General features: G+C 65.7%; 24 protein-coding genes and 1 pseudogene. 10 read left to right on the plus strand and 15 right to left on the minus strand.

Annotated elements, in window-relative coordinates:
• Nucleotides 1-367 precede the first annotated feature (367 nt).
• From N415_RS08675 to N415_RS08695, 7 genes are all read right to left on the minus strand, one after another.
• Nucleotides 368-2,608: an MMPL family transporter gene (locus N415_RS08675; protein ID WP_239645473.1), complete on the minus strand. Its 2,241-nt coding sequence runs from the start codon at nt 2,606-2,608 to the stop codon at nt 368-370.
• Entirely contained in the window at nt 2,605-3,717 is a 1,113-nt protein-coding gene (locus N415_RS08680) for a type III polyketide synthase (protein WP_068179619.1), read from the minus strand. The genes N415_RS08675 and N415_RS08680 overlap by 4 nt, the downstream gene beginning before the upstream one ends.
• Before the next feature lie 21 nt (nt 3,718-3,738).
• The gene (locus N415_RS08685) at nt 3,739-5,508 is read right to left on the minus strand and encodes a fatty acyl-AMP ligase (protein WP_068179621.1); all 1,770 of its coding nucleotides are present in this window, start codon (nt 5,506-5,508) and stop codon (nt 3,739-3,741) included.
• The gene (locus tag N415_RS08690) at nt 5,505-5,771 is read right to left on the minus strand and encodes an acyl carrier protein (protein ID WP_068179626.1); all 267 of its coding nucleotides are present in this window, start codon (nt 5,769-5,771) and stop codon (nt 5,505-5,507) included. The genes N415_RS08685 and N415_RS08690 overlap by 4 nt, the downstream gene beginning before the upstream one ends.
• Before the next feature lie 221 nt (nt 5,772-5,992).
• Nucleotides 5,993-6,142 (minus strand): hypothetical protein, encoded by a 150-nt coding sequence (locus N415_RS31865; protein WP_161630282.1) that lies wholly within the window; start codon nt 6,140-6,142, stop codon nt 5,993-5,995.
• Between the two features lie 22 nt (nt 6,143-6,164).
• Nucleotides 6,165-6,305 carry a hypothetical protein gene (locus N415_RS31870; RefSeq protein WP_156766573.1) on the minus strand — a complete coding sequence of 47 codons (141 nt, stop codon included), beginning with the start codon at nt 6,303-6,305 and terminating at the stop codon, nt 6,165-6,167.
• A gap of 123 nt (nt 6,306-6,428) precedes the next feature.
• Nucleotides 6,429-6,794, minus strand: a complete 366-nt coding sequence (locus tag N415_RS08695; protein WP_068179629.1) for a hypothetical protein — start codon at nt 6,792-6,794, stop codon at nt 6,429-6,431.
• Nucleotides 6,795-7,085: 291 nt separating this feature from the next.
• On the opposite strand from N415_RS08695, the gene N415_RS08700 reads away from it, so the two are divergent.
• Nucleotides 7,086-7,925, plus strand: a complete 840-nt coding sequence (locus tag N415_RS08700) for an alpha/beta fold hydrolase (protein WP_068179632.1) — start codon at nt 7,086-7,088, stop codon at nt 7,923-7,925.
• A gap of 311 nt (nt 7,926-8,236) precedes the next feature.
• Entirely contained in the window at nt 8,237-9,292 is a 1,056-nt protein-coding gene (locus tag N415_RS31875) for a YncE family protein (protein ID WP_068179635.1), read from the plus strand.
• 157 nt (nt 9,293-9,449) lie between these two features.
• Here N415_RS31875 and N415_RS08710 read toward each other — a convergent pair whose 3' ends face one another.
• The gene (locus N415_RS08710; RefSeq protein ID WP_068179638.1) at nt 9,450-10,205 is read right to left on the minus strand and encodes a DUF2182 domain-containing protein; all 756 of its coding nucleotides are present in this window, start codon (nt 10,203-10,205) and stop codon (nt 9,450-9,452) included.
• A 110-nt stretch (nt 10,206-10,315) separates the two neighbouring features.
• On the opposite strand from N415_RS08710, the gene csoR reads away from it, so the two are divergent.
• The 5 genes from csoR (at nt 10,316) to N415_RS08735 (ending at nt 14,376) form a co-directional block, all read left to right on the plus strand.
• A complete protein-coding gene (csoR, locus tag N415_RS08715; RefSeq protein ID WP_068179642.1) occupies nt 10,316-10,675 on the plus strand; it encodes a copper-sensing transcriptional repressor CsoR in 360 nt (119 codons plus the stop codon).
• Nucleotides 10,676-10,757: 82 nt separating this feature from the next.
• Nucleotides 10,758-11,033 (plus strand): DUF1490 family protein, encoded by a 276-nt coding sequence (locus N415_RS08720; protein ID WP_068179645.1) that lies wholly within the window; start codon nt 10,758-10,760, stop codon nt 11,031-11,033.
• 76 nt (nt 11,034-11,109) lie between these two features.
• Nucleotides 11,110-13,473 (plus strand): copper-translocating P-type ATPase, encoded by a 2,364-nt coding sequence (locus tag N415_RS08725; RefSeq protein ID WP_068179649.1) that lies wholly within the window; start codon nt 11,110-11,112, stop codon nt 13,471-13,473.
• An 11-nt stretch (nt 13,474-13,484) separates the two neighbouring features.
• Nucleotides 13,485-13,727, plus strand: a complete 243-nt coding sequence (locus N415_RS08730; protein WP_068179651.1) for a hypothetical protein — start codon at nt 13,485-13,487, stop codon at nt 13,725-13,727.
• A 70-nt stretch (nt 13,728-13,797) separates the two neighbouring features.
• The gene (locus N415_RS08735) at nt 13,798-14,376 is read left to right on the plus strand and encodes a hypothetical protein (RefSeq protein WP_068179654.1); all 579 of its coding nucleotides are present in this window, start codon (nt 13,798-13,800) and stop codon (nt 14,374-14,376) included.
• Between the two features lie 9 nt (nt 14,377-14,385).
• Here N415_RS08735 and N415_RS08740 read toward each other — a convergent pair whose 3' ends face one another.
• From N415_RS08740 to N415_RS08750, 3 genes are read right to left on the minus strand one after another with little or no spacing between them, the layout of a single operon-like run.
• Nucleotides 14,386-15,999, minus strand: a complete 1,614-nt coding sequence (locus tag N415_RS08740) for an esterase-like activity of phytase family protein (protein WP_081665134.1) — start codon at nt 15,997-15,999, stop codon at nt 14,386-14,388.
• A 19-nt stretch (nt 16,000-16,018) separates the two neighbouring features.
• The gene (locus N415_RS08745) at nt 16,019-16,792 is read right to left on the minus strand and encodes a hypothetical protein (protein WP_068179657.1); all 774 of its coding nucleotides are present in this window, start codon (nt 16,790-16,792) and stop codon (nt 16,019-16,021) included.
• 48 nt (nt 16,793-16,840) lie between these two features.
• Nucleotides 16,841-18,067 carry a class I SAM-dependent methyltransferase gene (locus tag N415_RS08750; protein WP_068179660.1) on the minus strand — a complete coding sequence of 409 codons (1,227 nt, stop codon included), beginning with the start codon at nt 18,065-18,067 and terminating at the stop codon, nt 16,841-16,843.
• A 157-nt stretch (nt 18,068-18,224) separates the two neighbouring features.
• Between N415_RS08750 and N415_RS08755 the strand changes: the two genes are divergently transcribed.
• Nucleotides 18,225-18,548: a DUF732 domain-containing protein gene (locus N415_RS08755; protein WP_343203455.1), complete on the plus strand. Its 324-nt coding sequence runs from the start codon at nt 18,225-18,227 to the stop codon at nt 18,546-18,548.
• A 126-nt stretch (nt 18,549-18,674) separates the two neighbouring features.
• Here N415_RS08755 and N415_RS08760 read toward each other — a convergent pair whose 3' ends face one another.
• The 4 genes and pseudogenes from N415_RS08760 to N415_RS08780 all read right to left on the minus strand — a co-directional run bounded on the left by N415_RS08760 (nt 18,675) and on the right by N415_RS08780 (nt 21,660).
• Entirely contained in the window at nt 18,675-19,223 is a 549-nt protein-coding gene (locus N415_RS08760; RefSeq protein ID WP_068179666.1) for a DinB family protein, read from the minus strand.
• A 49-nt stretch (nt 19,224-19,272) separates the two neighbouring features.
• Nucleotides 19,273-19,758: an ArsI/CadI family heavy metal resistance metalloenzyme gene (locus tag N415_RS08765; protein ID WP_068179669.1), complete on the minus strand. Its 486-nt coding sequence runs from the start codon at nt 19,756-19,758 to the stop codon at nt 19,273-19,275.
• Nucleotides 19,759-19,782: 24 nt separating this feature from the next.
• Nucleotides 19,783-21,295, minus strand: a pseudogene (gene arsB / locus N415_RS08775) (ACR3 family arsenite efflux transporter).
• Entirely contained in the window at nt 21,292-21,660 is a 369-nt protein-coding gene (locus N415_RS08780) for a metalloregulator ArsR/SmtB family transcription factor (protein ID WP_068179678.1), read from the minus strand. Before N415_RS08780 ends, arsB begins: the two are co-directional and overlap by 4 nt.
• 750 nt (nt 21,661-22,410) lie before the next feature.
• Between N415_RS08780 and N415_RS08785 the strand changes: the two genes are divergently transcribed.
• Nucleotides 22,411-22,878 carry a hypothetical protein gene (locus N415_RS08785; RefSeq protein WP_068179680.1) on the plus strand — a complete coding sequence of 156 codons (468 nt, stop codon included), beginning with the start codon at nt 22,411-22,413 and terminating at the stop codon, nt 22,876-22,878.
• Nucleotides 22,879-22,909: 31 nt separating this feature from the next.
• Nucleotides 22,910-23,176 carry a hypothetical protein gene (locus tag N415_RS31360; protein WP_152531286.1) on the plus strand — a complete coding sequence of 89 codons (267 nt, stop codon included), beginning with the start codon at nt 22,910-22,912 and terminating at the stop codon, nt 23,174-23,176.
• The last annotated feature ends 127 nt before the right edge of the window (nt 23,177-23,303 follow it).

The following is a 23,303-nucleotide window of genomic DNA, read 5'->3' on the forward strand; positions in this document are numbered from 1 at the left end:
ATAGTCCACGGCGCTTCGGTCAGAGCATGTCGTCGAATCCCCTGGGACATGCGAATGACGGTCACAAATGATCTCGGCCGACGTGCTTCGCCGGTCGAATTGCCCTGTCAGGTCGAGCATTTCCCACCACTTCGCCGTACGCGCTTCACTACCCACACCCTCAAGGGTGAATGTCACTCACCGGGAAGTCATCGGCGCTGGCGCCTATCAATGACTGTCGGGCAACCTCAGTGCCGCATACTCGCCAGCTGCAATCGTCTGCCGCTTACTTGCGTGCGTCGACCTGAACAACGGGCGTGTTTTGACGCCGAAAGGACAGATCTGCGCTCAGAATCGATGCCGCTTCAGGCTCGACGCGAACAGCCCCTTACTGGGCTTCCAATGCGTACGCCGGTTGACGGCCCACCGCTGGACGCTCGGGATGCGAGACGGCAACGCCGGTCTTGTGCCGATGGCGCAACCGCGTAACCCATTGTGGCGCCCACCAGTTGGCCCGCCCCATCACGCGCATGAACGCCGGGACGAGCAACATGCGGACCAGGGTCGCGTCGGACAGCACCGCCAGCGTCAGCCCGACACCGAACATCCGCATGAACGACACCTGCGCTGCGATCAGCGCGGCGAACGAGATCGACATGATCAACGCGGCGGCGGTGATCACACGCCCGGTTCTGGCCAGGCCGAGCGCCACGCTGTGGTCGTTGCCGGCGGCAGTCCGGTCCGATGCCAGCCAGTACTCGTAGATCCTCGACACCAGGAAGACCTCGTAGTCCATCGACAGGCCGAAAGCGATGCAGAACAACACGACCGGCATGGTGAGCACGAGCGTGCCGGTAGCGGTGGTGCCCAGCCCGCCGAGGTGGCCGTCCTGGAAGATCCAGACGAGCGCCCCGAAGGAGGCGGTCAACGACAGGCCGCTGAGCAGCAACGTCTTCAGGGGCAACACCACACTGCCGGTGAGCCGGAACATCACCACCAACGTGATCAACGCGATGGCCGCCAGGACGAGCGAGAGCCGCGAGGTGATCGCGTTGGCGGTGTCGCGGTTGACTTGGGCGGTCCCGGTGATCAGCACCTGCGCGCCGCCGGGACCCGCGACCGCGTGCAGCCGGTCCAGCTGGGTGTTGGAAGCATCCGAGAAAAGCGGGGCGCTGCTGGCCACGGTCAGGAACGCGCTGCCGTCGGCGACCCCCGCTTCGGCGACGGGGGGTCCGACGCGGGTCCCGGCGACGAACGTCCCACTCGGTGCCGACACCGACGGCACGTCGGGCACCATCGACAGCTGAGAGGCGTAGTCCGCCAAGGCATTCGGAGTCAGCCCGCGGGCATCGGGGACCACCACGGTCAGGCTCGACGCCACGTCCGCGCTGAACTGCGTGCGCAGCTGGTCGCCAACCTGGCGCGCCGTGCTAGAGGTTGGCAGCACACGATCGTCCGGAATGCCAACCTTCATCCCGAACAACGGCATCCCCAGCGCGACCAGCACGACGGTTAGGCCAAGCCCGATCGGAACCGCCCGGCGCATCACGAAGTGGGCCAGCCGGTAGAAGAACGTCTGCTCGACGGGGCGGGCGGAGCCCGCGCGCGAATCCACTCGCTTTCCCAGCAGCACAATGGCGGCGGGTGTCACGATGATCGCCGCGCCGACCGCCAGAGCCACCACCGCGACCGCGGCGTAGGCGAACGACTTCAGGAACGGCATCGGGAAGAACATCAGGGCCGACATGGACAACGACACGGTCATCGCGGAGAAGAGCACGCTGCGGCCGGCGCTGGTCATCGTGCGAACGATTGCCGCGTTCCGCTCTGTGCCGCTGGCGATCTCGTCCCGGAATCGGCTCAGGAGCAGCAATGTGTAGTCGATCGCCAACGCCAGGCCCATCGCGAGCAGCAGGTTGAGCGCGAAGATCGAGACATCGGTGACGCAAGTGAGCGCGCGCAGCACGGCCATCGACCCGAAGATCGCAATACCGCCGACGGCCAAAGGAATCGCTGCCGCCAGGAATCCGCCGAACACCCAGACCAACACCAGGAAGCTCACCGGAACCGCGATGGTTTCCATGACTTTTAGGTCGTCCCGGGTCTGGCTGGTGATCTGCGCATCGACCATGGCCTGCCCGCCGGCGCGCACCGTCACGCCGTCGCGGCTGCGCACGACCTGGTCGCTAAGCGTCTCGGCGTGCTGTCCGGCCGCGTTGGTCCCGCCGGTGATGCTGGCGACGATCAGACCGACCTTGCCGTCTTTGCTGACCAGTCCGGTCGACGCCGCCGGCGGCGCCGCCCAGGGCGAGGCCACCCGTGCCACGTATGGCGAATCGTGCAGCTGGCGCACGATGTCCGTGCCGACCCGCTCGGCGGCGCCGCTCTGAATGCCGTCGTCCGAGGAGACGGTGATCAACAGCTCGGTGTCACCCCGGTGGAATCGGTTGGCCAACATGTCCGTCGCCCGGGACGATTCCGCGCTCGGATCCCGAAAGCCGCCGGCGGACAGGCTGTGAATCACCGGTAAGCCGACCACCGCCGTCGCCACCATGGCGAACAGCGACAGCGCAATGATCCGCCGCGGCGCGCGGATTGCCAGTCGGGCGAGCCGCTCCAAGGCGTTCAAAATCGAAGCACCGCACCTTCAATGGTCAGGCCGGGGCCGAACGCCAGGAGCACTCCGTGCTCGCCGCGGCGAGGCTTGTCGACGCGCAGGATGTTCTCCAGCACGAGCAGCACGGTGGCCGAGGCACAGTTGCCGGCGTTGGCCAGGACATCCCAGCTGGCGCGCAGCTGCTCCGGCTGCAAGCCGAGTTGCTTACCCAGCTTGCGGACGATCTTCGGGCCGCCCGGGTGAATACCCCAATGGGTGACGTCGTCCTTCGAAAGGCCAAGCGGGGTCAGCAGTTTGGCGAGGAAGCCCTCGATGTTCTCCTCGAGGACCGCCGGCACGCCGGCGGCCAGGGTCATCCAGAACGACCGGTTGCCGATGTTCAGGCTCATCATGGTGTGCTGGTCGTATAACTGCTCGGTGTGGGTGCGCAGGAACTGCACCCCGGCGCCGTCAGGGGCCGAGCCCATCAGCATCGACACGCTGGCATCGCCGAACAGCGCCTGCGTGATGAGCGCTTCCACCGGGTCCTCCCCGGGCATCAAACTTTCCCGGATGTGCGCCGAGCTCAATTCGGTGTTGTTGCAGATCACCAGTTCGCCGGGCCGGGCGGCGACGCTGTCCATCGCGACCTTGATGACGTTGAGCGCCGCGTAGCAACCCATGTGACCGATGAAGGTGCGACGCAGATCCGACCGCAAACCAAGCTCTTTCGCGAGCATGAGGTCGGGTCCGGGGTTGACGTACCCGGTCGAGCAGGCCATCACGAAACTGCCGATTCGCTGCGTGTCGAAGTCGCCGATGGCTTCCTTGAGGGAACGGCCGGCGACATCGATGACGGCCTCGCTGTGGGCCGCCATCCGGTCGCCCGTGAGCAGGCCGGCGGCCTCCACGAGATTGTCGGGGTGCCACATGATGTGGCGCTTCCGGACCTTGGTCGATTCGACGATTCGCTTCACGAAACGCACCGAGGACACCCGCTCGAAGAACTGTGTGGTCTCTTCCTGAGTCACCTCGAACGGCGGGTGGGCCGATGCGATGCCCAGCAGGGTGGGACGTTGGCGCACGGCGCCGTTCGTCACGTGCGACGGCGCCAGCACGTCGAAGGGATCTGCAAGATACATTGGCTGACTTCCTTACTCGCTCTACCCGACGAATCGGTTCTTCTTGCGTCGTGCCAGCGCTGCACGAGCGTGGAGGACTTCCCCATTGGCCGCCTGCACCAACAACCGTGCCGCGGTGACCTTTTTGGGTGCGGACAACCGACCCGTCTGCCATTGCGTGAGCGCCTCGCGTCGGCGAAGCTTGCCGCTGCTCGTGCGCGGCAACGTGCCGGGCTCGAGTAGCTCCACGTGCGCCGGCAGGATGCCCGTGTGTTGCTGCACGCGCACCGCGACGTCGTGGGCCAGGCCGGGCCCGGCGTCGGGAGCCGTCTCGACGAGCAGCGCGAGCGCCTCGTCTTCCTCGCCCGGCGGCACGAATCCCACCGCGACGGCGCATCCGGTGCGCACGCCCGGCAGCCCGTCCAAAGCGGCCTCGAACTCCTCGGGGGCGTGATTGGCGCCGCGCACGATGACGATGTCCTTTTGGCGTCCGCACACGTAGAGCTCGCCCTCGTGGACGAAGCCTCGGTCGCCCGTGTGCAGCCAGCCGTCGTGCAGAGCCTGGTCGGTGAGGTCGGGGCGACCGAAGTAGCCGGCCATGATGCTGGGGCCCGCGACGAAGATGTGCCCGGCCCGGCCCGGCGGCAGCGCCTTCCCGTGGTCGTCGCGGATCTCGACCGCCATGCCGGCCAGCGGACGCCCCACGCTGACAATCTCTTTGCCGCCCGGTTCGACGACGCCTTCCGCCGCCAGCCTGTCACCATCCACGCCGAGGGCCTTGAAGGAGGTATCCGCCGGCTTGAAGGTGACGGCCAGGGATGCCTCCGCCATGCCGTAGCACGGCGTGAACGAGGACGCCCGGAATCCCCAGCGCCCGAAGCGCTCGCTGAACCGCCGCTGCGCTTCGGCGCTGACCGCCTCGGCGCCGTTGAGGCAGATGTTCCACGAGGACAGGTCCACGCCGTCGAGCTCGTCATCGCGGATGCGCTTGAGGCACAGCCCGAAAGCGAAACTCGGCGCCGCCGTGATGGTGCCCCGGTGTCGCGAGACGGCTCGCAGCCAGGCCCCGGGCACCGCGACGAACAGCTCGGGTGGCAACAGGACCAGCTTCCCCGGAACGTAGAACGCGCTCAGCAGGTTTCCGATGAGGCCCATGTCGTGATAGAGGGGCAGCCAGGTGACGCCAACGGGATACGGGGCGCCGTCCGTGGTGATGTACTGCTCGAGGCTCGCCAGGTTGGACAGCAGGTTCGCGTGGGTCAGCGCCACCGGTTTGGGGTCGTTGGTGGTGCCCGACGAGAACTGGATGACCGCGATGTCGTCGGAACGGACTTCGACGGCCTCCGCTGCCGGGCCCGTCAGGCTCGACGCCGTGACGCATCCCAGCGGCGGGGCCGTGCTGGCGACCGACACCCCAAGGAAGCGCCGGATGCGCTCGTCCGTCACGACCATGGCGGCGTCCACCGCGCTGAGCATGGCAGTCGTCCTACGGTGGTACTCGTCGAGCTTGCCCAACCGCAGCGGCGGATAGAGCGGGACGGGGATCGCGCCGGCGCACAGCACGCCGAAGAAGCATTGCACGAATTCCGGCGAGGTCGGCAGCACCAGCGCGACGCGGTCGCCCTTGCGAATTCCGCGGCGGATCAGGTCACCCGCCACCGCCAGCGCCTCCTCGCGGATCCGGGCGAAAGGCACGTCGTGGTCTTGCTCCTTCTTGTCCACGAAAACCAGTCCGAGCTCCGATTGCGCGGCCCCATCGAGCATTTCGATCAGTGACGCATGCTTGGGCACGATCGCCGGCGCCCCTTTCACGGCAGCTCTCCCATGCGACCGACGACCAAGTTGGCCAGGTCGCCGACTGTGCGGAGATCGTCGGCGTCTTCCTCTTGCAATTCGATGTCGTAGTGCGCCTCGATCTTGAAGACGATCGACATGAACTTGAGGGAATCGAGGCCGATGTCGGCGAGGTTCGACTCCGCCGTCGGAGCGGCTTCATCGGCTTCCTTCTTGACGAAGTCGATGATCTCCTGCGTGATGATCTCGAGTATTTCGGAATCTTGTGCTGAGACGGTCATGCCCAGAAGTCTTGTCGGAGCGACCTCAAAAAGCGTCCCCGCCAACACGACTCGTCTTTTCTGGTTAGCACCAATCCTCAAGTTAGCCGTCGCGGGGCCAAAGAAGTTGTGGTGCAACGTGCTAGGCCGCGTGTGGCAAGCGTGCCACCACCAATCCTTGATTACCGGCTGTGCGACTGACCGGATTCCGGCCAGCTGGAAGACAGCTGACCGGCGCGCTTTCAGGAAGCTTTGAGGCCGTACTTCGGGCCGAGCGTGGTGACGGCATTTTTGAGCTGTTCGCCGAGTTCGTCGAGGCGGTCCGCTTGTGAGGCGTCGACGGCCGCGCTGACCGCCGCGATCAGACTGCGGTCCGGGGCGAGCAGCCGCACCGGGCGCTGGTGCGCCCAGGAATCACTTCCCGGCCCGCGACATCAAGTTCCGCAGCCCGCTGGGCGCATCGGTCTCCGCCGTGCCGGGATGAGACACCATCACGTAGCCGGCGTAACCCCACATCATCGGTATTGCGGCCAGTACGCCATACATCGCTGTCATGACGTCACCTCCTGAAGTACCAGGGCCTCAACGCGTTGTTGATGTGTTAAGCCTTGCCCCGCGGGGCGCTGACGTCGCCGTGGCTGGCACCCATCAGGGGGTCCCACCAGTCGGGATCTTCGCCTACCGGCTAGCGGGTATGCGGGGTGCGGCCGGTTCCTCAGCGGGCACGCTGACGTCCGGGAAGGCATTGATGAGGGCGCGGGCCCGTGCGTGATTCCAACGCCGGATGGTACCGGCGGCATGAGCCGCGACCAGGCCGCAGACGAGGCCCAGGTTGGCGAGCAGGGCCACGCTCAGCAGAAAAGCGATCAGGCGGGCACCGGCGTTACGGGCATCCACGTCCTCGAAGAGGATGACCGAAATGGCCTCGGCGGCCAGCAGGGTTTGGACGACGACGAATACCGCCGCCGGCAGGATCGCGCGCTTGACTGCATCGGCCGCTTCGGTGGCCGGAATGGAAGCCGCCTTCCGGGCGATGATCGGCACGTCCGTGTACCCCTTAACTGCGTGCTGGGTCCGTCGTTGACCAGTCTGACGAAACACCGGCAGACCCGCATTGCCGCTAGCGGCCGGATCGTGATTCATGCTGGCGGGGGCCGATGATCCCGAGACCAGCCAAATCAGCTGCGGCACAACTTGATCGGATGAGCCTTCCGGCTAACCAGTAGTGCGCCGCCCCTGCGAACCCGACCATCAGACTGCGGCTGGCAATGAAGACCCGCGACGCCCAGGACCGCCATTGTCGACGTGATACGCGTTATCCGAAGGCGGTGGGACATGGTGCAGGCGCAGCCGACAGTGCGGCAACTGACACGCGGGCTCGGGGGCGCCCGGACGGCATTTCAGACGGCGGTACGCGTCGCGAAGGTCCAGGCGCGCGAGGTTGCGCTGATGTTGTCGGTGCCCGCGACGGCGCCAGTGCGCCTCATCCGCGGCGACTACGAAACCGCGAACGCCGTGGAGTCGCAGCCGCCAGCGCGCGCCTCGGCGCAGCCGCCGGTGCTGCTCGTGCACGGCTTCGGCGGTGGCAAGTCCAGCTGGTCCTCGGTGGCGCAGGCCCTGCGCGCGCGGGGCCTGAGCGTGGACGCGATGGCATACGCACCGGCCGGAAACTCGGTGGAGCAGCTCGCCGGCCGGCTCGTCGACCACGTGCAAACGATGCTGTTCTCCACCGGCGCGGCCAAGGTGCATCTGGTCGGGCACAGCCTGGGCGGCGTCATCATCGCGCAGGCGATTTCGGACCCGCGCTTGCGCGGACGAGTCGATACCGTGATTACGCTGGGCTCGCCGTTCGGTGGGTCGCCGTGGGCGGACGCGCTGCCGGTTGTCGACATGGTCCGGGCGCTGCGGGCGGGATCACCGCTGTTGAGCCGCTTGGCGTCCACACCCTTACCCGAGGGGGTGCGCTGGCTGTCGGTGACGGCCGCGCTAGACATCGTCGTGCCGGGCCTGCGGTCGGTGCCTCCCCACCCGCAGGCGAAGACCGTCACGATCAGCGGCGTGGGGCATCTCGGGATGCTCCTGAGCCCCCACGTAATTCGATACATCACGGCCGCATTGTGCGCGGAACCTTCGGCGACCGACGCCGAGCCGGCCGTGTTGCAGAACGCCTCTTGACCATCACCTTATCCATCCACCCCCAACTGGGAGGACCGTTGAGCAACTCGCACATCGACCCCAACGCCGACCCCAGCAGGCGTGCGTGGTTGGCATGCCCGAATTGTTTTCACGGCGCCGGCTGCGCCGAATGCCACAATCGACGGAACTGCGATACGCACTGGCAATATCTGCTGAAAAGCACTGCGACGCGGGTCTTTTTGCAATGCCCGACATGCCACTGCGTGTGGACGGTCGACACATCGGAGCGGGCCCGGCGGGCGGCCACGATGATACTCGGGAAGACTGGCCGTGGCGCCGCCCCGGAACCCATGGCGACGAGCGACCGCGAGTGCGACGGCGCGGTCATCGCCACGGTGGCGCTCGGCAACGGCGCGCGCGACATCGTGACAAGCCCGAGCGGCGAGCTGGTCTACGTGCTGACCACCGATGCGGTCAAGGCCATCAATGATCGGCACCAAGTCGTCGCGTCGGTTCCGATCCCAGCGGAGGAACCGAAGCAGATGATGATGAGCTCGGACGGCAGCCGCATTTACGTCACCGGATACGACGCCGCGCTGTCGATCATCGATACCGCCCGCATGACCGCGAAAAGCGTTGCCAAGCAGCGCACCACGGCGGCCGCGGTCAGCCCGGACGGCAATCACATTTACCTAGCCCACGGTGACGGTGGCAGCGCCTGGGTGTCGGCCGTCCGCGCGGACGGGTCCGCCGTCGCTTTCGCCGCGGTCGACGGGTTCAGCACCGGGATGGCCGTCAGCCCGAACGGACGTCGCCTGTATGTCGCGTCCGCTTGTCTCAACCCTCAGGGCGGGGCTGGCAGCATCACCGTCATCGACACGGCCAGTTTCAAATCCGTTGACTCGATCGCGGTTGGCGGGGCCCCGGACGCAGTCTCGATAGACGCCGAAGGCCTGCTCTACGTCACCCACTTCCACACCAACACCGTCACCGTGGTCGATCCCGGCACCCATTGCGGCATAGCGATAGAACTGAACGACGCCCCGATGGAAGTAGCGGCCCGCCCACAAACCGAATTCATCTACACGGCCAACTCGCACTCCGTGACCTCGATCGATACGACGACCTCAGCAACCACCAGCATCATGCTCGGTGAGCTACCGCGGCGCCTCGCGATCAGCAACGACGGGCGACGTTTGTATGCAACCGATTTCGCGCACGGGACGCTATGGTGTGTCGACACCTCGAACAACGCCGTCCTCGCCACCCTCGAGGTCTGCGCCCACCCGGCAGCGGTGCACCTCAGCGCAGATGGCGAGTTCCTGTATGTGACAGACTCGCGTGACGGGACCCTGACCGTCGTCGCAACGGCGATGCTGCAAATCAATTCGCCCGAGGCGAGATGAGGTTCATGCCGGCATGCACCGAACGGGTTTGGGGGCTAACTCTGACACTCGCCCAGGAACGGGCGGGCGGAACCGCGCCCGACGGACGGAGCGGACGCAGGTCGGTGACGGTTTTGCGGCGGCGCCGATCGCGTATCGAGCGAGCCTTCGAGCTGCCTTAGGAGATGAGCTGGGCGACGAACATGGGGTGCACCAGTAACGCGATACCGAGGACGACCAGCGTCGCCGCCGTGAGACGGCGTAGCTGATCGCCGAACGGGGCGATCTTTTCCAGCCAGATGACCACCGACAGCGCCAGCATCCATCCCAATTGCATTGTGCCAAAGGTGATCAGCAGCAGCATCAGCATCCAACAGGAACCGAGACAGTAGATGCCGTAGCGCCCTCCGGCAAGCATCGCCCCCGAGCGGCGGTGGGCATGTTCGCCCGGCGCGCCGGGCGCGAATATGGGGCGACGGCAGTGGTGCAGGCATATTGACTTGAACCGGGTGAGCTGATGCAGACCGGCGAGCACCGCGACCGTGCCTGCGACCCGACCCGCCCACGGGCAGCTGTGCACCACCGGGTTCAGGCGGTTCGATACCACGAACGCCGGCACGCCCACCACGCTCCACACGGCCAGGTAGCCCGCGACGAAGAGGACCGCTGCAACGACGTTGCCGGCGGCGGCGCGAACGTAGCGACCGACAACGGGCAGTACCGCGGGAAGCATCATCGCCGCCATCATCGCCACCCACGCCACGAGGAATGCGGCCAACGGCATCGTGGATTCGGTGTCCACCGGCATTGGGTCGCCGCGCATGCCCGCGGCACTGACCATCGACCACCACCAGCCCAGTCCGGCCAAAACCAGCAGCAATGCCGGCAACCAGATTTGAGTCCGCGACCGCCCACGTCCCTGGCCGTTGTCCACTAAAGCCGCTCCCTTCGATTGCTCCCAAACCGCGATTGAGTCCCACTACCCCACCCCGGGTGGGGTGGGGTATGATGGGTCGTGACCGGCATTGACAGGAGTTGTGGGTTATGGACGAAGATTTGACGGCCAAAAAGCACGCGGCGCTCAACCGACTCAAGACGGTTCGGGGCCACCTCGACGGCATCATTCGGATGCTGGAGTCCGACGCGTATTGCGTGGACGTGATGAAGCAGATTTCGGCCGTGCAGTCCTCGTTGGAGCGGGCGAACCGCGTGATGTTGCACAACCACCTGGAGACGTGTTTTTCGTCGGCGGTGCTCGATGGGCGTGGCCAAGCGGCCATCGAGGAATTGATCGATGCCGTCAAGTTCACTCCGGCATTGACCGGCCCGCAGGCCGTGCTGGGCGGTGCGGCGGTGGGCGAACCTGCCGACAAAGAACCGGCCGCGGCAGGCCGCCGGGGGTAACGGCCGCCGGTTTTTCTTAGGGCGCGATTGGCTATGCACGCCGCCGCACGGCGCGGCGACGAAATGAAAGGAAGCGTTGAAGATGGTTGCGTTGCATGGATTTATGGCCAAGGCGGTGCCCACCGTGGTGACCGGAGCGGTGGGTGTCGCGGCCTACGAGGCAGTGCGCAAGGGGGTGGCCAAAGTTCCGTTGCGCGCGGCGACCGTCAGCCTCACCGCCTGGGGCATGCGCGTAGCCCGCGAGGCCGAGCGCAAGGCCGGCGAAAGCGCCGAGCGGGCGCGGTTAACGGCCGCCGACCTGATCGCCGAGGCCAAAGAACGCGTCGGTGACGAGGCCCCAGCGGCGGGGACGAGCTGAGGAAACACCCATGACCACTGAAACCGTAACTGACGGCGACGTCGCGCTCAGAGTTGTCTCCGCCGCTTCCGGGCGAATGCGCGTGCGTGCCACAGGGTTTCACTTCGACGAGGTTCGGGCCGTCGCGATCGAGGACACGGTCGCGAAGGTGACCGGCGTGCGCGCGGTGTATGCCTATCCGCGGACGGCGTCGGTGGTGATCTCGTATTCGCCCGAAAGCTGCGACACCGCTGCAGTTTTGACGGCAATCGCCGACGCGCAGCACATTCCCGCGGAATCAGTGCCCGCACGTGCCCCCCACTCGGCCGACGTCGGCAACACCGACGTGATGCGAAAGATCACGGACGGCATTCGTCGCATGTTCGGCCGCTCACCGGATGGTGATAAGCCGACCATGACCGGTGGCGGCTGTTCATCAGGTCAGTCTAGCTGCGGTCAGCTGTCGCCGCGCGAGGACAACCAACGTCAGCGGCGCACGTGGCTGCGGCGGCTGTGGCTGGCCATGCCGCTGGGGCTACTGGCGTCAGGCGTTTCGATGTTTTTCGGCGCTCACCCCTGGGCGGGGTGGTTGGCCTTCGCCGCGACGCTACCGGTGCAGTTCGTCGCGGGATGGCCGTTCCTCAAGGGGGCCGTCCAGCAGGCACGGGCATTGACTGCCAACATGGACACGCTGATCACGCTAGGCACTCTGACCGCGTTCTTTTACTCCACCTATGAGCTAATCGCCGGTGGGCCACTGTTTTTCGACACCGCGGCGTTGATCATCGCCTTCGTGGTGCTGGGCCGCTATTTCGAGGCCAGGGCCACGGGCAAGGCATCTGAGGCAATCAGCAGGCTGTTGGAGATGGGCGCCAAGGAAGCCTGCCTGCTCGTGGACGGCCAGGAACTCCTCGTCCCTGTCGATCGGGTGCAAGTCGGAGACCTGGTGCGGGTGAGGCCGGGAGAGAAAATCCCGGTTGACGGTCAGGTGGTCGACGGACGCGCCGCCGTGGATGAGTCGATGCTGACCGGCGAGTCGGTCCCCGTCGAGAAGACCCTGGGCGACCAAGTCGCCGGGGCAACGGTCAACCTCGATGGAGTCCTCACGGTGCGCGCCACCGCCGTCGGGGCCGACACCGCGCTGGCCCAGATCGTTCGTCTGGTCGAGCAAGCCCAGGGCGGCAAGGCTCCCGTGCAGCGCTTGGCCGACCGGGTCTCGGCGGTGTTCGTCCCGGCCGTCGTCGGGGTTGCGGTTGCGACGTTCGCCGGGTGGACGCTGCTCGCTGCCAACCCGGTCGCCGGCATGACCGCAGCGGTGGCGGTGCTGATCATCGCGTGCCCGTGTGCGCTGGGCCTCGCCACCCCCACCGCGATCACGGTCGGCACCGGGCGGGGTGCCGACGTGGGGATCCTGGTCAAGGGCGGTGAAGTGCTGGAAACCTCCAAGAAGATCGACACCGTGGTGTTCGACAAGACCGGCACCCTCACCCGCGCCCAAATGCGGCTCACCGACGTGGTTCCCGGCAAGCGCCGACAGCCCGATCACGTCCTGCGGATCGCCGCCGCGGTCGAGTCAGGCTCCGAACATCCCATCGGCGCCGCCATTGTCGCCGGTGCCCGCGAACGGGAATTGCAGATACCGGCCGCGACCGCGTTCGCCAACCTGGCCGGCCACGGGGTGCGAGCCGAAATCGATGGCCACCCGGTACTCGTCGGGCGGCGCAAGCTTATCGACGAGGAGGGTCTGGAATTGCCCGACCACCTTGCAGACGCGGCCACCGAGCTCGAAGAGCAAGGTCGCACCGCGGTTTTCGTCGGCCGCGACAGCCAGGTGGTCGGTGTGCTTGCGGTCGCCGACACGGTCAAACACGACGCCACCGACGTCGTCGCTCAGCTACACGCAATGGGGCTGCAAGTCGCGATGATCACCGGCGACAACGCCCGCACGGCTGCGGCGATCGCCCAGCAGGTCGGCATCGACCGAGTGCTCGCTGAGGTCTTGCCCGAAGACAAGGTCACCGCGATTCGGGCACTCCAGGGCGAGGGCCGGGTGGTCGCGATGGTCGGCGATGGCGTCAACGACGCGCCGGCGCTGGTGCAGGCCGATTTGGGAATCGCGATCGGCACCGGTACCGACGTGGCCATCGAGGCCTCCGACATCACGCTGATGTCGGGCCGGCTCGACGGGGTCGTGCAGGCGATCGAGCTGTCCAGGCAGACCCTGCGCACGATCTATCAGAACCTCGGCTGGGCGTTCGGATACAACACCGCCGCTATCCCCCTTGCCGCGCTCGGCTTGCTCAATCCCGTAATCGCCGGCGCCGCGATGGGATTCTCCTCGGTCAGCGTGGTGACCAACTCGCTACGGTTACGCCGCTTCGGGCGCAACACGCGACCGCTCACACGGGCCACGGATCTGGTTGGGGCAGAACATAACAACGCAATTGCTGCTGGATTTTAGGAGGAAATGCGATGACGACGTGGTTCAGCGGACACGGCTGGGGCTGGTGCAACATGATGGTCAATGCTCCGGCCATGGTGCTGATATGGGGCGCCCTGATCACCATCTTAGTCCTTGCGTTGCGCACCGCCTTCACCCGGCCTGGCGATCCGGCGGCCCCGACGGGCGCCGTCGCCGCTCGGCATGAAGGCGTGGCGGTCGCTCCCAGCACTCGAAGCGAATTCGATGACAACTATCACCGCCGGTTGATGTGATTGCCAGCAAGGCTTGGGCGCCAACCTTATTCGTGCAGGGAAGTTATCGCGCTGACCAGGAGGTCATCACATGGCTAAATACACTCGACGGGCAGCGCTCGCCTTCCTCGGTGCCGGCACGGTGATGGGTATCGGGTACGCGCTTCGCGGAACCCTCGGGTTACCGGTCCTACGCATCCGGCTGACCGATGGCGGCATGATGGGTGCCAGTCCGGCGGACATGAGCCTCTACATGGACATGTTCAACCGCCACACGGAGATCACCCGCACGGTCGAGGAGATTCCCGGCGGCGTCCGCACCACCACGCAGTCGAACGCGGCTGATCTCGCCGCCCAACTGCACGCACACGTGTCGAGCATGTATTCCCACCTTGACGGCGGCTCCGAAGTGATGTGCATGAGCCAAAGCCTGCCGACGCTATTCCGGAACGCCGGCGGATACCGACGCCAATTGACCTTCACGCCAACGGGCGTCGTCGCCGAGGAAACGTCGGACGATCCCGCCCTGACCGAAGCCATCCGTGCACACGCCCGCGAAGTCACCGGGTTCGTGCGCGACGGAATGCCCGCAATGATGCAGGGCATGATGGGCGGTTCCGGGGGAATGATGGGGCCCGGCGGCATGATGGGACCAGGCACACGACCATAGGCGTGCCGCTCAGCCGACCTTGATGGGCACCGTGACGGACTCCGTTGTGGCGGGCAGCCTAGTGGTGTCAACTACCAGGATCTCGCCGCTGTCCTGGGTGCCGTTGGGCAGCATCTTGGGTTTGAGTTGAAACGGCGGGGTGGCGGCCGACCCGCCGGCCAGCCCGTCTATCCCGAAGTCGCTGTCGTTGGCGATGATCAGCGTGTTGCCGTTGTCGCGGCCGATGAGTCCTTCGACATGGTCGTGCCCGAAGAAATCACCGTTCGGGGACAACGTACGCAGCAGGCCCGACAGGTCGAGCTTGAGCGTCTTCGTGGCGACCGCAATTCCGGCGGTCTTGAGTTTGTCGATGGCCGCCGCGTCGGTGCCGACGCCGACGAAGGTCTCGATCGGAACCCCGCCGATCAGCAGGCCGCCCCCGTCGGCACGATAGGTCGCTCCCGGCACGCCCGAGCGGGGTCCGACATCGGTGGCCCCGGCGATGTCGGTCGCGTAGATCTTCTTGTTGCCGTTGGGCTGCGGCCGGTCGTCACGTTCGTCGATCAGGAACGTGGTCGCGCTGACGGCGGCGATTTCCGACACCGCGACCTTCGTGTGCTGCGGATCGGCCAGCGGATACAGGTATTCGTGCACATCGCCGCGGTGGGCGAGGTTGATGGTCACGATGCGGGTGATCGGAACGGATCTCGACGAGCCGGCCAAACCGGGCGTGACGAGGGCCGACTGCATGATGCCGACCAGGGTGCCGCCGTCGGGGGTGATGGTCAGCCCCTCCATCCCCTGATTCGGGCCGCGCAGCGACAGCTCCTCCGGCAGAGTGCCATCGTAGGGCGAAAAGCGTTCCAGCTCTTTGCCGTTCGCGTCGAAATGGACGACGAACGGGCCGTACTCGTCGGAGACCCAGAACGTGCCGTCGGGCATGGCGACCAGGCCCTCGGTGTCCAGGCCGTGATCCGAGCGCGGCAGCTGGTTGCCGTTGAGGTCGACGAGCGACTCGCCGGTGGACGCCCGCGGGTCGATGAGCCCCACCAGCGGCGCGCCGTCCTTTCCGGTCAGCGTGATGATCTGCTCGAGCGACGCCACGCCGTCGCGGAGTTTCAGCTTGGCGATCTGCGGATGGAAAGTCGGTAGGGGAACCACCTTTTCGCCGGGCGTGCGCCCGTCGACGTTGGGGCCACGATCGGACAGGCCGTAGATCTCGTCGGCGCTGCCCGGCACCGCGGCGATCGCCGACCCGTGCGCATTGGCCTGCACGGCGACCTCGCCGACGATGAGCAACGGCGTCTCGTCCTCGGCGTAGAGCCGGACGGCGTGGCTGACGGTCACCGGAAGCTGATCGGTGCCGGTGAAGCCGGCGTCCGGGGTGTAGATCATCGCCCCGTATGCGCCGTAGGCGATGGTGCCGTGGGAGGGCTTGCCGAACGCCACCGGCGTCACCCCGTTGGTGGCGGTCAACAGCTGTCCCGGCGAAATGGTCAGGACCGTGCCCGCGCGGGTGGTCAGCTCCTTGAGTGGCGGCACCGACAGCGGGGGCGGGGGATCCGACGCGCAGGCCGCCACCGTGAGCAGCACCGTCCCCGCCGCCAGCCACGCACGCGAGGTCGTCCGGCGAGTGGATGCCATGTAGCCGATTTTTGCGCGTCTAGCGCCGCTTATCGCGCACTTTGTAGGTAGAGGGCCACGACTTTCTCGATTCGTCGCCGGTCAGTGGGGTCCCCATTCCCCCGACCTTGACGTTGTAGGCCTCCTTGCCGGGGCCGACCTCACGGTTGGCGTGCTCCTGCGCCAGGTAGTACAGCTCGTCGATGGTGGCTTCGTCGTAGGCGACGAACGACGTCTCCCGGGCGACGTCGTCGATGCCCGCCAGCATCCGGTCGGGCAGGGCCCACGACGCCAGCGCCGCCAGGCCCAGCAGCGAGAACGGGATGACCCAGTAGGCCAGGTAGGACAGCGGGGTTTTCGTGTCGAGGATCGTCGCGTTGCGGTCGACGATCGGCGGGATCACCGACGACAGCGTCATGCCGGCGAACGCGGCGATCCAGACCCAGGTCAGCATCCGGACCAGCCGAGTGAACAGCTCCGTCTTGACGACGTCGTCTGGCTGCTCGGCGGCGGCGAGCTCCCGCATGAACGGACGGCCGGCCAGCGCGCCGACGAGCGCGACCACGAGGAGCCCGGCATTGCTCAGCGGCAGTATCCACCGCTGGTCCAGCGAGTCACCGAGCGCGAAGGTCAGGATTGTCAGTACCAACAACGTTGCGACAGTGCCGATTTGGAAGGGCTTGCCGCCGGGGGCGCCGACCACGAACGCGGCAACCGCGATCGCCAGCGCGACCAGGGCCGCGGCGGCGAACGGGACGTTACCGACCAGCACCCAGTAGACGATCCACGGCGCAAAACCAAAGAGCATGCCCACGAGGGGTCAGTTTATGAGTGGGCGTTTCGGGGGCGGTCGGCGGCAAGGCTAACCGGTCGAAGGCGTGTCCAGCGCCATCGCGAGGAAGTCGAAACGCCACAGCGACTGGAACAGTTTGCGCCCGAATTCCTCGAGCTCGGCCCGCCGTTCGGGGACCACCCCACCATCTTGTGCCACGCACTCAACAATCTGGCGGATCGAGCGGCGCCCGTCGACGTGGCGCAGGAAGGCCAACAGAGCCGGCTCGAGCTTCAGCTTGGCGCCGGGCAGGTAGATCTCGTCGCCCGAGAGCAGGCACGCCGTCCGCGCCAGCGGAACGTAATCGAGCGCCGCCGGCGCCGAGAAGTCGATGGTGTAGTCCTCCTTCGGGCGATCGGGGCGGCAGGCGATGAAGAAATGGGTGGCGTTGGCCGTTTGCAGGCGTTCCATCGCGGACCACAGTTCGATGTCGGGCAATTGGTTCAGCACGTTGGTGAAAGCGTTGGAGGGCGTGAGCAAGTCATGCGGGTAGTACGGCATTTTGTGAAACCATCCCTGAAACGCAAGCCCGGCCGAGCTGACCAGGTCAAGACACTCCGCGACGGTGTAGCTCCGTTGGCGACTGTGCAGGAACGTGTCGACCAGGGCGCCGTCGGAACGCAAATCGTGCGCCCCGTTCAGATAGCTGCGGACGGGGTGGTCCCCCGGTAGCAGCGCAATCGCGTCTTTGACCAGCTGAACCGACGCCTCATCCTGCGACAGGCCGAGGTCGCGGAAAAGCGATTCCAGTATCTCGACTCCGACCCGACCGTATTTCGCGTACAGCATGACGCCCAGGGCGCCGTCTCTTCGCAGACATTGGCCCAGCGACGTCAGGCCGGCCAGGGGATCGGCCATGTGGTGCAGGACGCCGCTGGAGACGATTAGATCGAACTCGCTGTTCAGCGCCGACGCCTCTTCGATCGGAAGCAGGTGCAGCTCCAGATTTTCCAACCCGTGCTTGTCTTTCAGATAGTGCTCGTGATCGAGTGCGGACCGGCTGACATCGATCGCCACCACTTTCGCGGAGCGATTCATGAAGGCGAAGACCGCAGCCTGATACGTGCCGCAACCCGCAATCAGAATGTCGGAGTCCGGTTTGTACTCCCGGTTCGGCCACAAGACGCGATGGGCCCAGAAGGGATCGAACCAATCCCAGTGGTTTTTGGTCCACGCCTCCAGATCGGTTACCGGCGGCGGATACTCCCACCGATCGTATTGGCGCGAGACGCTGTCGACGCGCGGATCCTCGGGCACTTCGGCGCTGACTCCTTCCGGTTCACGTGACCTTTCACGAACCCGACCAACTTACTGCGCATTTCGCTATTGTTCTCTTCGGATTTGTGCTGCTTGCCCAGGAAAGAAAGGCAACCGAATGCCCTCACCCCGCTGGCTGGCCGCATTGGCCATCCCCATGACGGCCGGCGCCGCCCTGCTTGGTAGCGCCGCGACGGCGGGTGCCACCACTCCCCAAGATGAGGCCTATCTCGCGCAGCTGCGCGCCGTCGGCCTCTCGTGGCCGCCGCAGACGGAAGAGGCGCTCATCGGCGAGGCGCACCTGATCTGCTACGACCTCACCTGGGGTTGGACGCCCCAACAGATCGCCGACGACGTCCACGCGCACTTGAACGCTAGGGGCGTCACGTTGTTGGACGTCGGGACGATGGTCAACGCGGCGCACTCGACGTATTGCCCGGGGAATGTGTGCGACGCCCCGACCCTGTGCACCGGGATTTGACCGGGCTAGGCATCTCACCCGAATACCCGCCACTAGAAACAGAATCGCGTCGGTTGCGAGATCTGAGCATCCTTCGACGTCTCCCAGCCGACAATTTTCATTACCTCAAGCTCAGCCATCGTCGTCTCAATTGGGCTGATCTGGTGGATTGGTGAGCGTCGCCAGAACTAGTTGGCGGCGGTGGTGGTCGTAGTGCTTTCCGGGGTAGCCGTACACCTCGCTCAACGTCATGTAGTCCCGGAAGTACGGATCCCAGCGGCTCGGAAAACGCATGCCGCAGCTCAAACTCTTGGGGTCGCATCGGGCCAACGAACGCTGTAAGGCATCGATGACATGGTCGAACTTGGCGGCCATTCGCTGGCGGTTGTAAATCAGTGTGGCCAGGTTGGTTCCGTAATAGTTGATCCGGTCAAATAGCGGCGTGCCCGCGTTGAGTGTCCGCGCGAAACCTCGGCTGATCCACTCGGGTAGCTGGCTGAACAACCGCACGAGGAAGATCAGCCGCTGTACGACCATGTAGCCGAAGACCATATGAAACAAGAGCTGCTCGTTGCTCCAGCGAGTCCCTGAAGTCGGCTTGTCCCACTCATCCTTGCCCACGCCGGTCAGGAGGCGGTGGAAGTCGGTCCGGGCTCGTTCAAAATCGGCTGATAAGGCGGTCTTTGGTTCGGGCATGATGGTTCTCTAACTCCACGAGAGATGGCTTCGTCCTGGTGTCTCCTGCTCAGCAGCAGGACACGTTGGTCGCGGCCTCGTAGGAGGGTGCGTCGCTGGAGCTGTCGCCACTGCAAGCGCCACCCGACGTTGCCTCGGCGCCGAGGGGCTCGGGGCTGGTGCCGAAGGTCTCCGAGTCGGACAGGACGGTGTAGACCTCCCACCGCTCGCCGGCGGGTCCGGTGACCCAGGCCTTGTCCTGGGTGGCGTAGCAACACGTGGTGCCGATTTGCTCGTCCGGGAGCAACCCGCCGGTCGCGAGCCGGCCGATTTCGTCGTGCACTTTCTCGGCCGTTTCCACTTCGACGCCGAGGTGGTTGAGAGTGCCGCCGTGGCCGGGGTTTTCGAGCAGCACCAGTTTCAGTGGCGGTTCGGCGATCGCGAAGTTGGCGTAGCCGGGTTTGACCTTGGCCGGTTCGGTGTTGAACAGCTTGGAATAGAACATGATTGCCTCGTCGAGGTCGTCGACATTGAGGGCCAGCTGCACGCGAGACATGAGGGTTCCTTCCTTCGGTGCGAATTAGGTAGTCGTGGGATCGGGCAGGAGTTCGGCGGCCAGTGACGCGACGCGCTCGGCGATGTCGTCACGGATCGCCCGCACGGTGGCCAGGGGCTGGCCTGCCGGGTCGGGAAGTTTCCAGTCGCGGTAGGACACCCCCGGAAAGTAGGGGCAGGCGTCGCCGCAGCCCATAGTGATGACGACGTCGCTGGTCTGCACCGACTGGGCGGTCAGGACTTTGGGGGTGGCGGCGGTGATGTCGATGCCGAGTTCGGCCATCGCCGCGACGACGACAGGATTGATCCGGTCGGCGGGTTCGGTTCCGGCGGAGCGAATTTCGATGGCCTCACCGGCCATACGGCCGAGCAGCGCCGCGGCCATCTGCGAGCGTCCGGCGTTATGGACGCAGACGAACAACACGCTGGGCCTATCGGCCATCGGCCCGGGCCCCTCGGTCGGGCTCCGACCGGAACAACCGGGAGCGCATCGCCAGGGAAACGTAGACGAGCCCAACCAGCACGGGCACTTCGATCAGCGGTCCGACCACGCCCGCCAGCGCTTGCCCCGATGCCGCGCCGTAGGTCGCGATCGCCACGGCGATGGCCAGTTCGAAGTTGTTACCGGCGGCGGTGAACGCCAGGGTGGCGGTGCGCGGGTAGCCCAACCGCAGCAGGAAGCCGAGGGCGTACCCACCGGCCCACATGATCGCGAAATAGGCGAGCAACGGCACGGCGATGCGGGCGACATCCCATGGACGGGAGGCGATTTGGTGGCCCTGCAAGGCGAACAGGATGACGATGGTGAACAGCAAGCCGTACAAAGCCCATGGACCGATGCGGGGCAGGAACGTCGTCTCGTACCAGTGGCGGCCCTTGGCCCGTTCACCCAGCCGGCGCGACAGGTATCCGGCCAGCAACGGGATGCCGAGGAAGATGAGCACGGATTTCGCGATCTGCCACGGGGACACGGCGATGCCGGTTTGCGCCAGGCCCAGCCAGCCCGGCAGCACCGACAAATAGAACCAGCCCAGCGCGGCGAACATGACCACTTGGAACAACGAGTTCAGGGCCACCAGCACCGCGGCGGCCTCGCGGTCGCCGCACGCCAGGTCGTTCCAGATGATGACCATGGCGATGCAGCGGGCCAACCCGACGATGATCAACCCCGTGCGGTAGGCGGGCAGATCCGCGAGCGACAGCCACGCCAACGTGAACATCACCGCCGGACCGATCAGCCAGTTGAGCACGAGTGAGGACACCATGAGCTTGCGGTCCGTGGTGACCTCGTCGAGCCGGTCGTAGCGGACTTTGGCCAGCACCGGATACATCATGACCAGCAGACCCACCGCGATCGGCAGCGAAATGCCTTGGACCTCAACGGCACCCAGCGCCGACCCGAGGCCGGGAATGAGTCGGCCCAGCAGCAGACCCGCGGCCATCGCAACGCCGATCCACACCGGAAGGAACCGGTCCAGCGTCGAAAGCCGGGTCGCTACCGCCTCAGTGGCGGACACCGGCACCGGGGTTGCGGTCACGGCGCACAGCCCGGCTTGGCCATCAACGAGTGGTCATCTACCTGCAGGGCCGAGGAAAGCTGCCGCAGCGCCGAGGGGACCACCCAGTAGTACACCCAGGTGCCCCGCCGCTCGCAGTCCAACAGCCCGGCCGAGCGGAGCAGCTTGAGGTGATGGGAAATGGTCGGCTGGGAAACGTCGAAGGTCGCCGAGATCTCACACACGCACGCCTCGCCGCCCGGGTGGCTGGCGATCAGGCTCAGCAGGCGCAGGCGCACCGGGTCGCCCAGCGCCTTGAACATCGCCGCCAACTCCGCCGCCTGCGGCTCTTCCAGGGCGGCCACGCTCAGCGCCGGGCAGCATTCCGATGCGGCTTGATTCGACACTCTTCTATATAAGCATTCATCGAATCAGGGCGCAATGGCCGAAGCGCCAAATCGGAGGTTTGCGCGGGCTCGCTAGTTACGCCAACTTCGGTGCCCCCAGTCGGACTCGAACCGACACTGGGCGGATTTTAAGTCCGCTGACAAGCATCCGCCACCGTTCGCCGCTGTTCGGTTTCAGCGGCCCTACCAGCGTTTTCCGGCCTCGGACGTTCGCCGGTATTCGCTGACATCTAGCACGAGATGTGACAGCCTCGTGACACCGAGAAAGCTTCCCGCAAAATGCGGAAGACCCCGGCGAAGGCTGTGACCGTCCCCGGGTGCTGGCAGCCCAAGGGAGACATGTCATGAGCGGTGCGGTAACCCGCGAGGAGAGCCACGACATTACTGCGAGGATCACCGCAGCACTTGAGCACTTGGGCTTGTCGGACGAATCCGACTGCCGAGCGCACTACCTGTACATGAACGAAACGATGATCGGCGTCATGGGGCTGAGGGAGTTGACGACGGCTGAACTGATAGCTCTGTACGGGCTACTCTCCCGCGCGCATAGCCGCTTCCTGATCAGCGCCCGGGCAGAAGGACGCAGACGACGCGGGGAGCCACGGCGAGGACGTGGAACCAGGAAGCCCCCGCCTGCGTCTGACTAGGGTTGTCGGTGTGCCCCAGCTCTCCTCGGGGGCGGCCCCGATCCCTAGTTCTGGTGGAGGGGAGTCTCCTGGGGGCCCCGGAGACGGGGTTTAATAGACAATCATGGCTGAAGAGATGGACTGGCAAGAGATGCCCGACGGCGGCGTTGAGGCGTGCACCGAGACGTTTCGCTACACCATCAACCGTTCGGGGAATAGTTGGATCGCGGCCGCGTGGTCTCGCCAAGATGGGACCACCGAGGTCAAGGTGGCCCAGTACGCCGCGCCCACACTTGAGCACGCCAAGCGCGTGCCGCAGATGTGGGCATTTGAACAGCAGTTGCATAGGGCCAATGCCAAGACAGTCAGGGTTTACTTCAGCGGGTGGGTCGAGTACGACGTCACCAACCCGCAAGGGGTGGTAGACGCAGTCGGCTTCGGGGCTGCGATCCCGGGCTCTGCCGAGCAGAAGGTACCCGGGGCGCTGACGAGGCACACGATCGACGCTTTGGAGCCAGAAACGTTCGCCATCGAAGGCGCTAACCCGTTGCCCACGCTGACCGTGGAGGCAACCCTGCGGCCACCGCAGTGAGTCTTAATGCACCGGCGTAGCGTTGGACGCTATGGCATTGACGTGGCACGTCGTCCCCGAATATCGCGGAAAGATTTTGGTTCCCCCTCCGGGTAGCGGCAAGGCTCCCATCATGGTGGAGCCATATCAGCACGCCATAAGTGGTAATCGCGAGTTTTTGATGGCGCCTGGCAAAGACGACGGGCGGTACCTCGGCGTCGAGGTCGATGGAAATCCCGTCGAGGAGTGGGTGTACTTCCCTTCCGAGGACGCCGCCAAAGACGCAGCCGAACAATGGTTGCGGGGCAAATCGTCCTAGTCGAAGGTCGCGTTTTCGAATCGTCGTTTTACTGCGTGGAGCCGGCCCCGTCCGATGCCGGGGCCGGCCCACTTCCTTGCCGCCACCGGGAGGTCATCCACATTGGGATGGCACTTCCTCGACCAGC

This window comes from Mycobacterium sp. UM_CSW (assembly GCF_000455205.1).
Taxonomy (GTDB): domain Bacteria; phylum Actinomycetota; class Actinomycetes; order Mycobacteriales; family Mycobacteriaceae; genus Mycobacterium.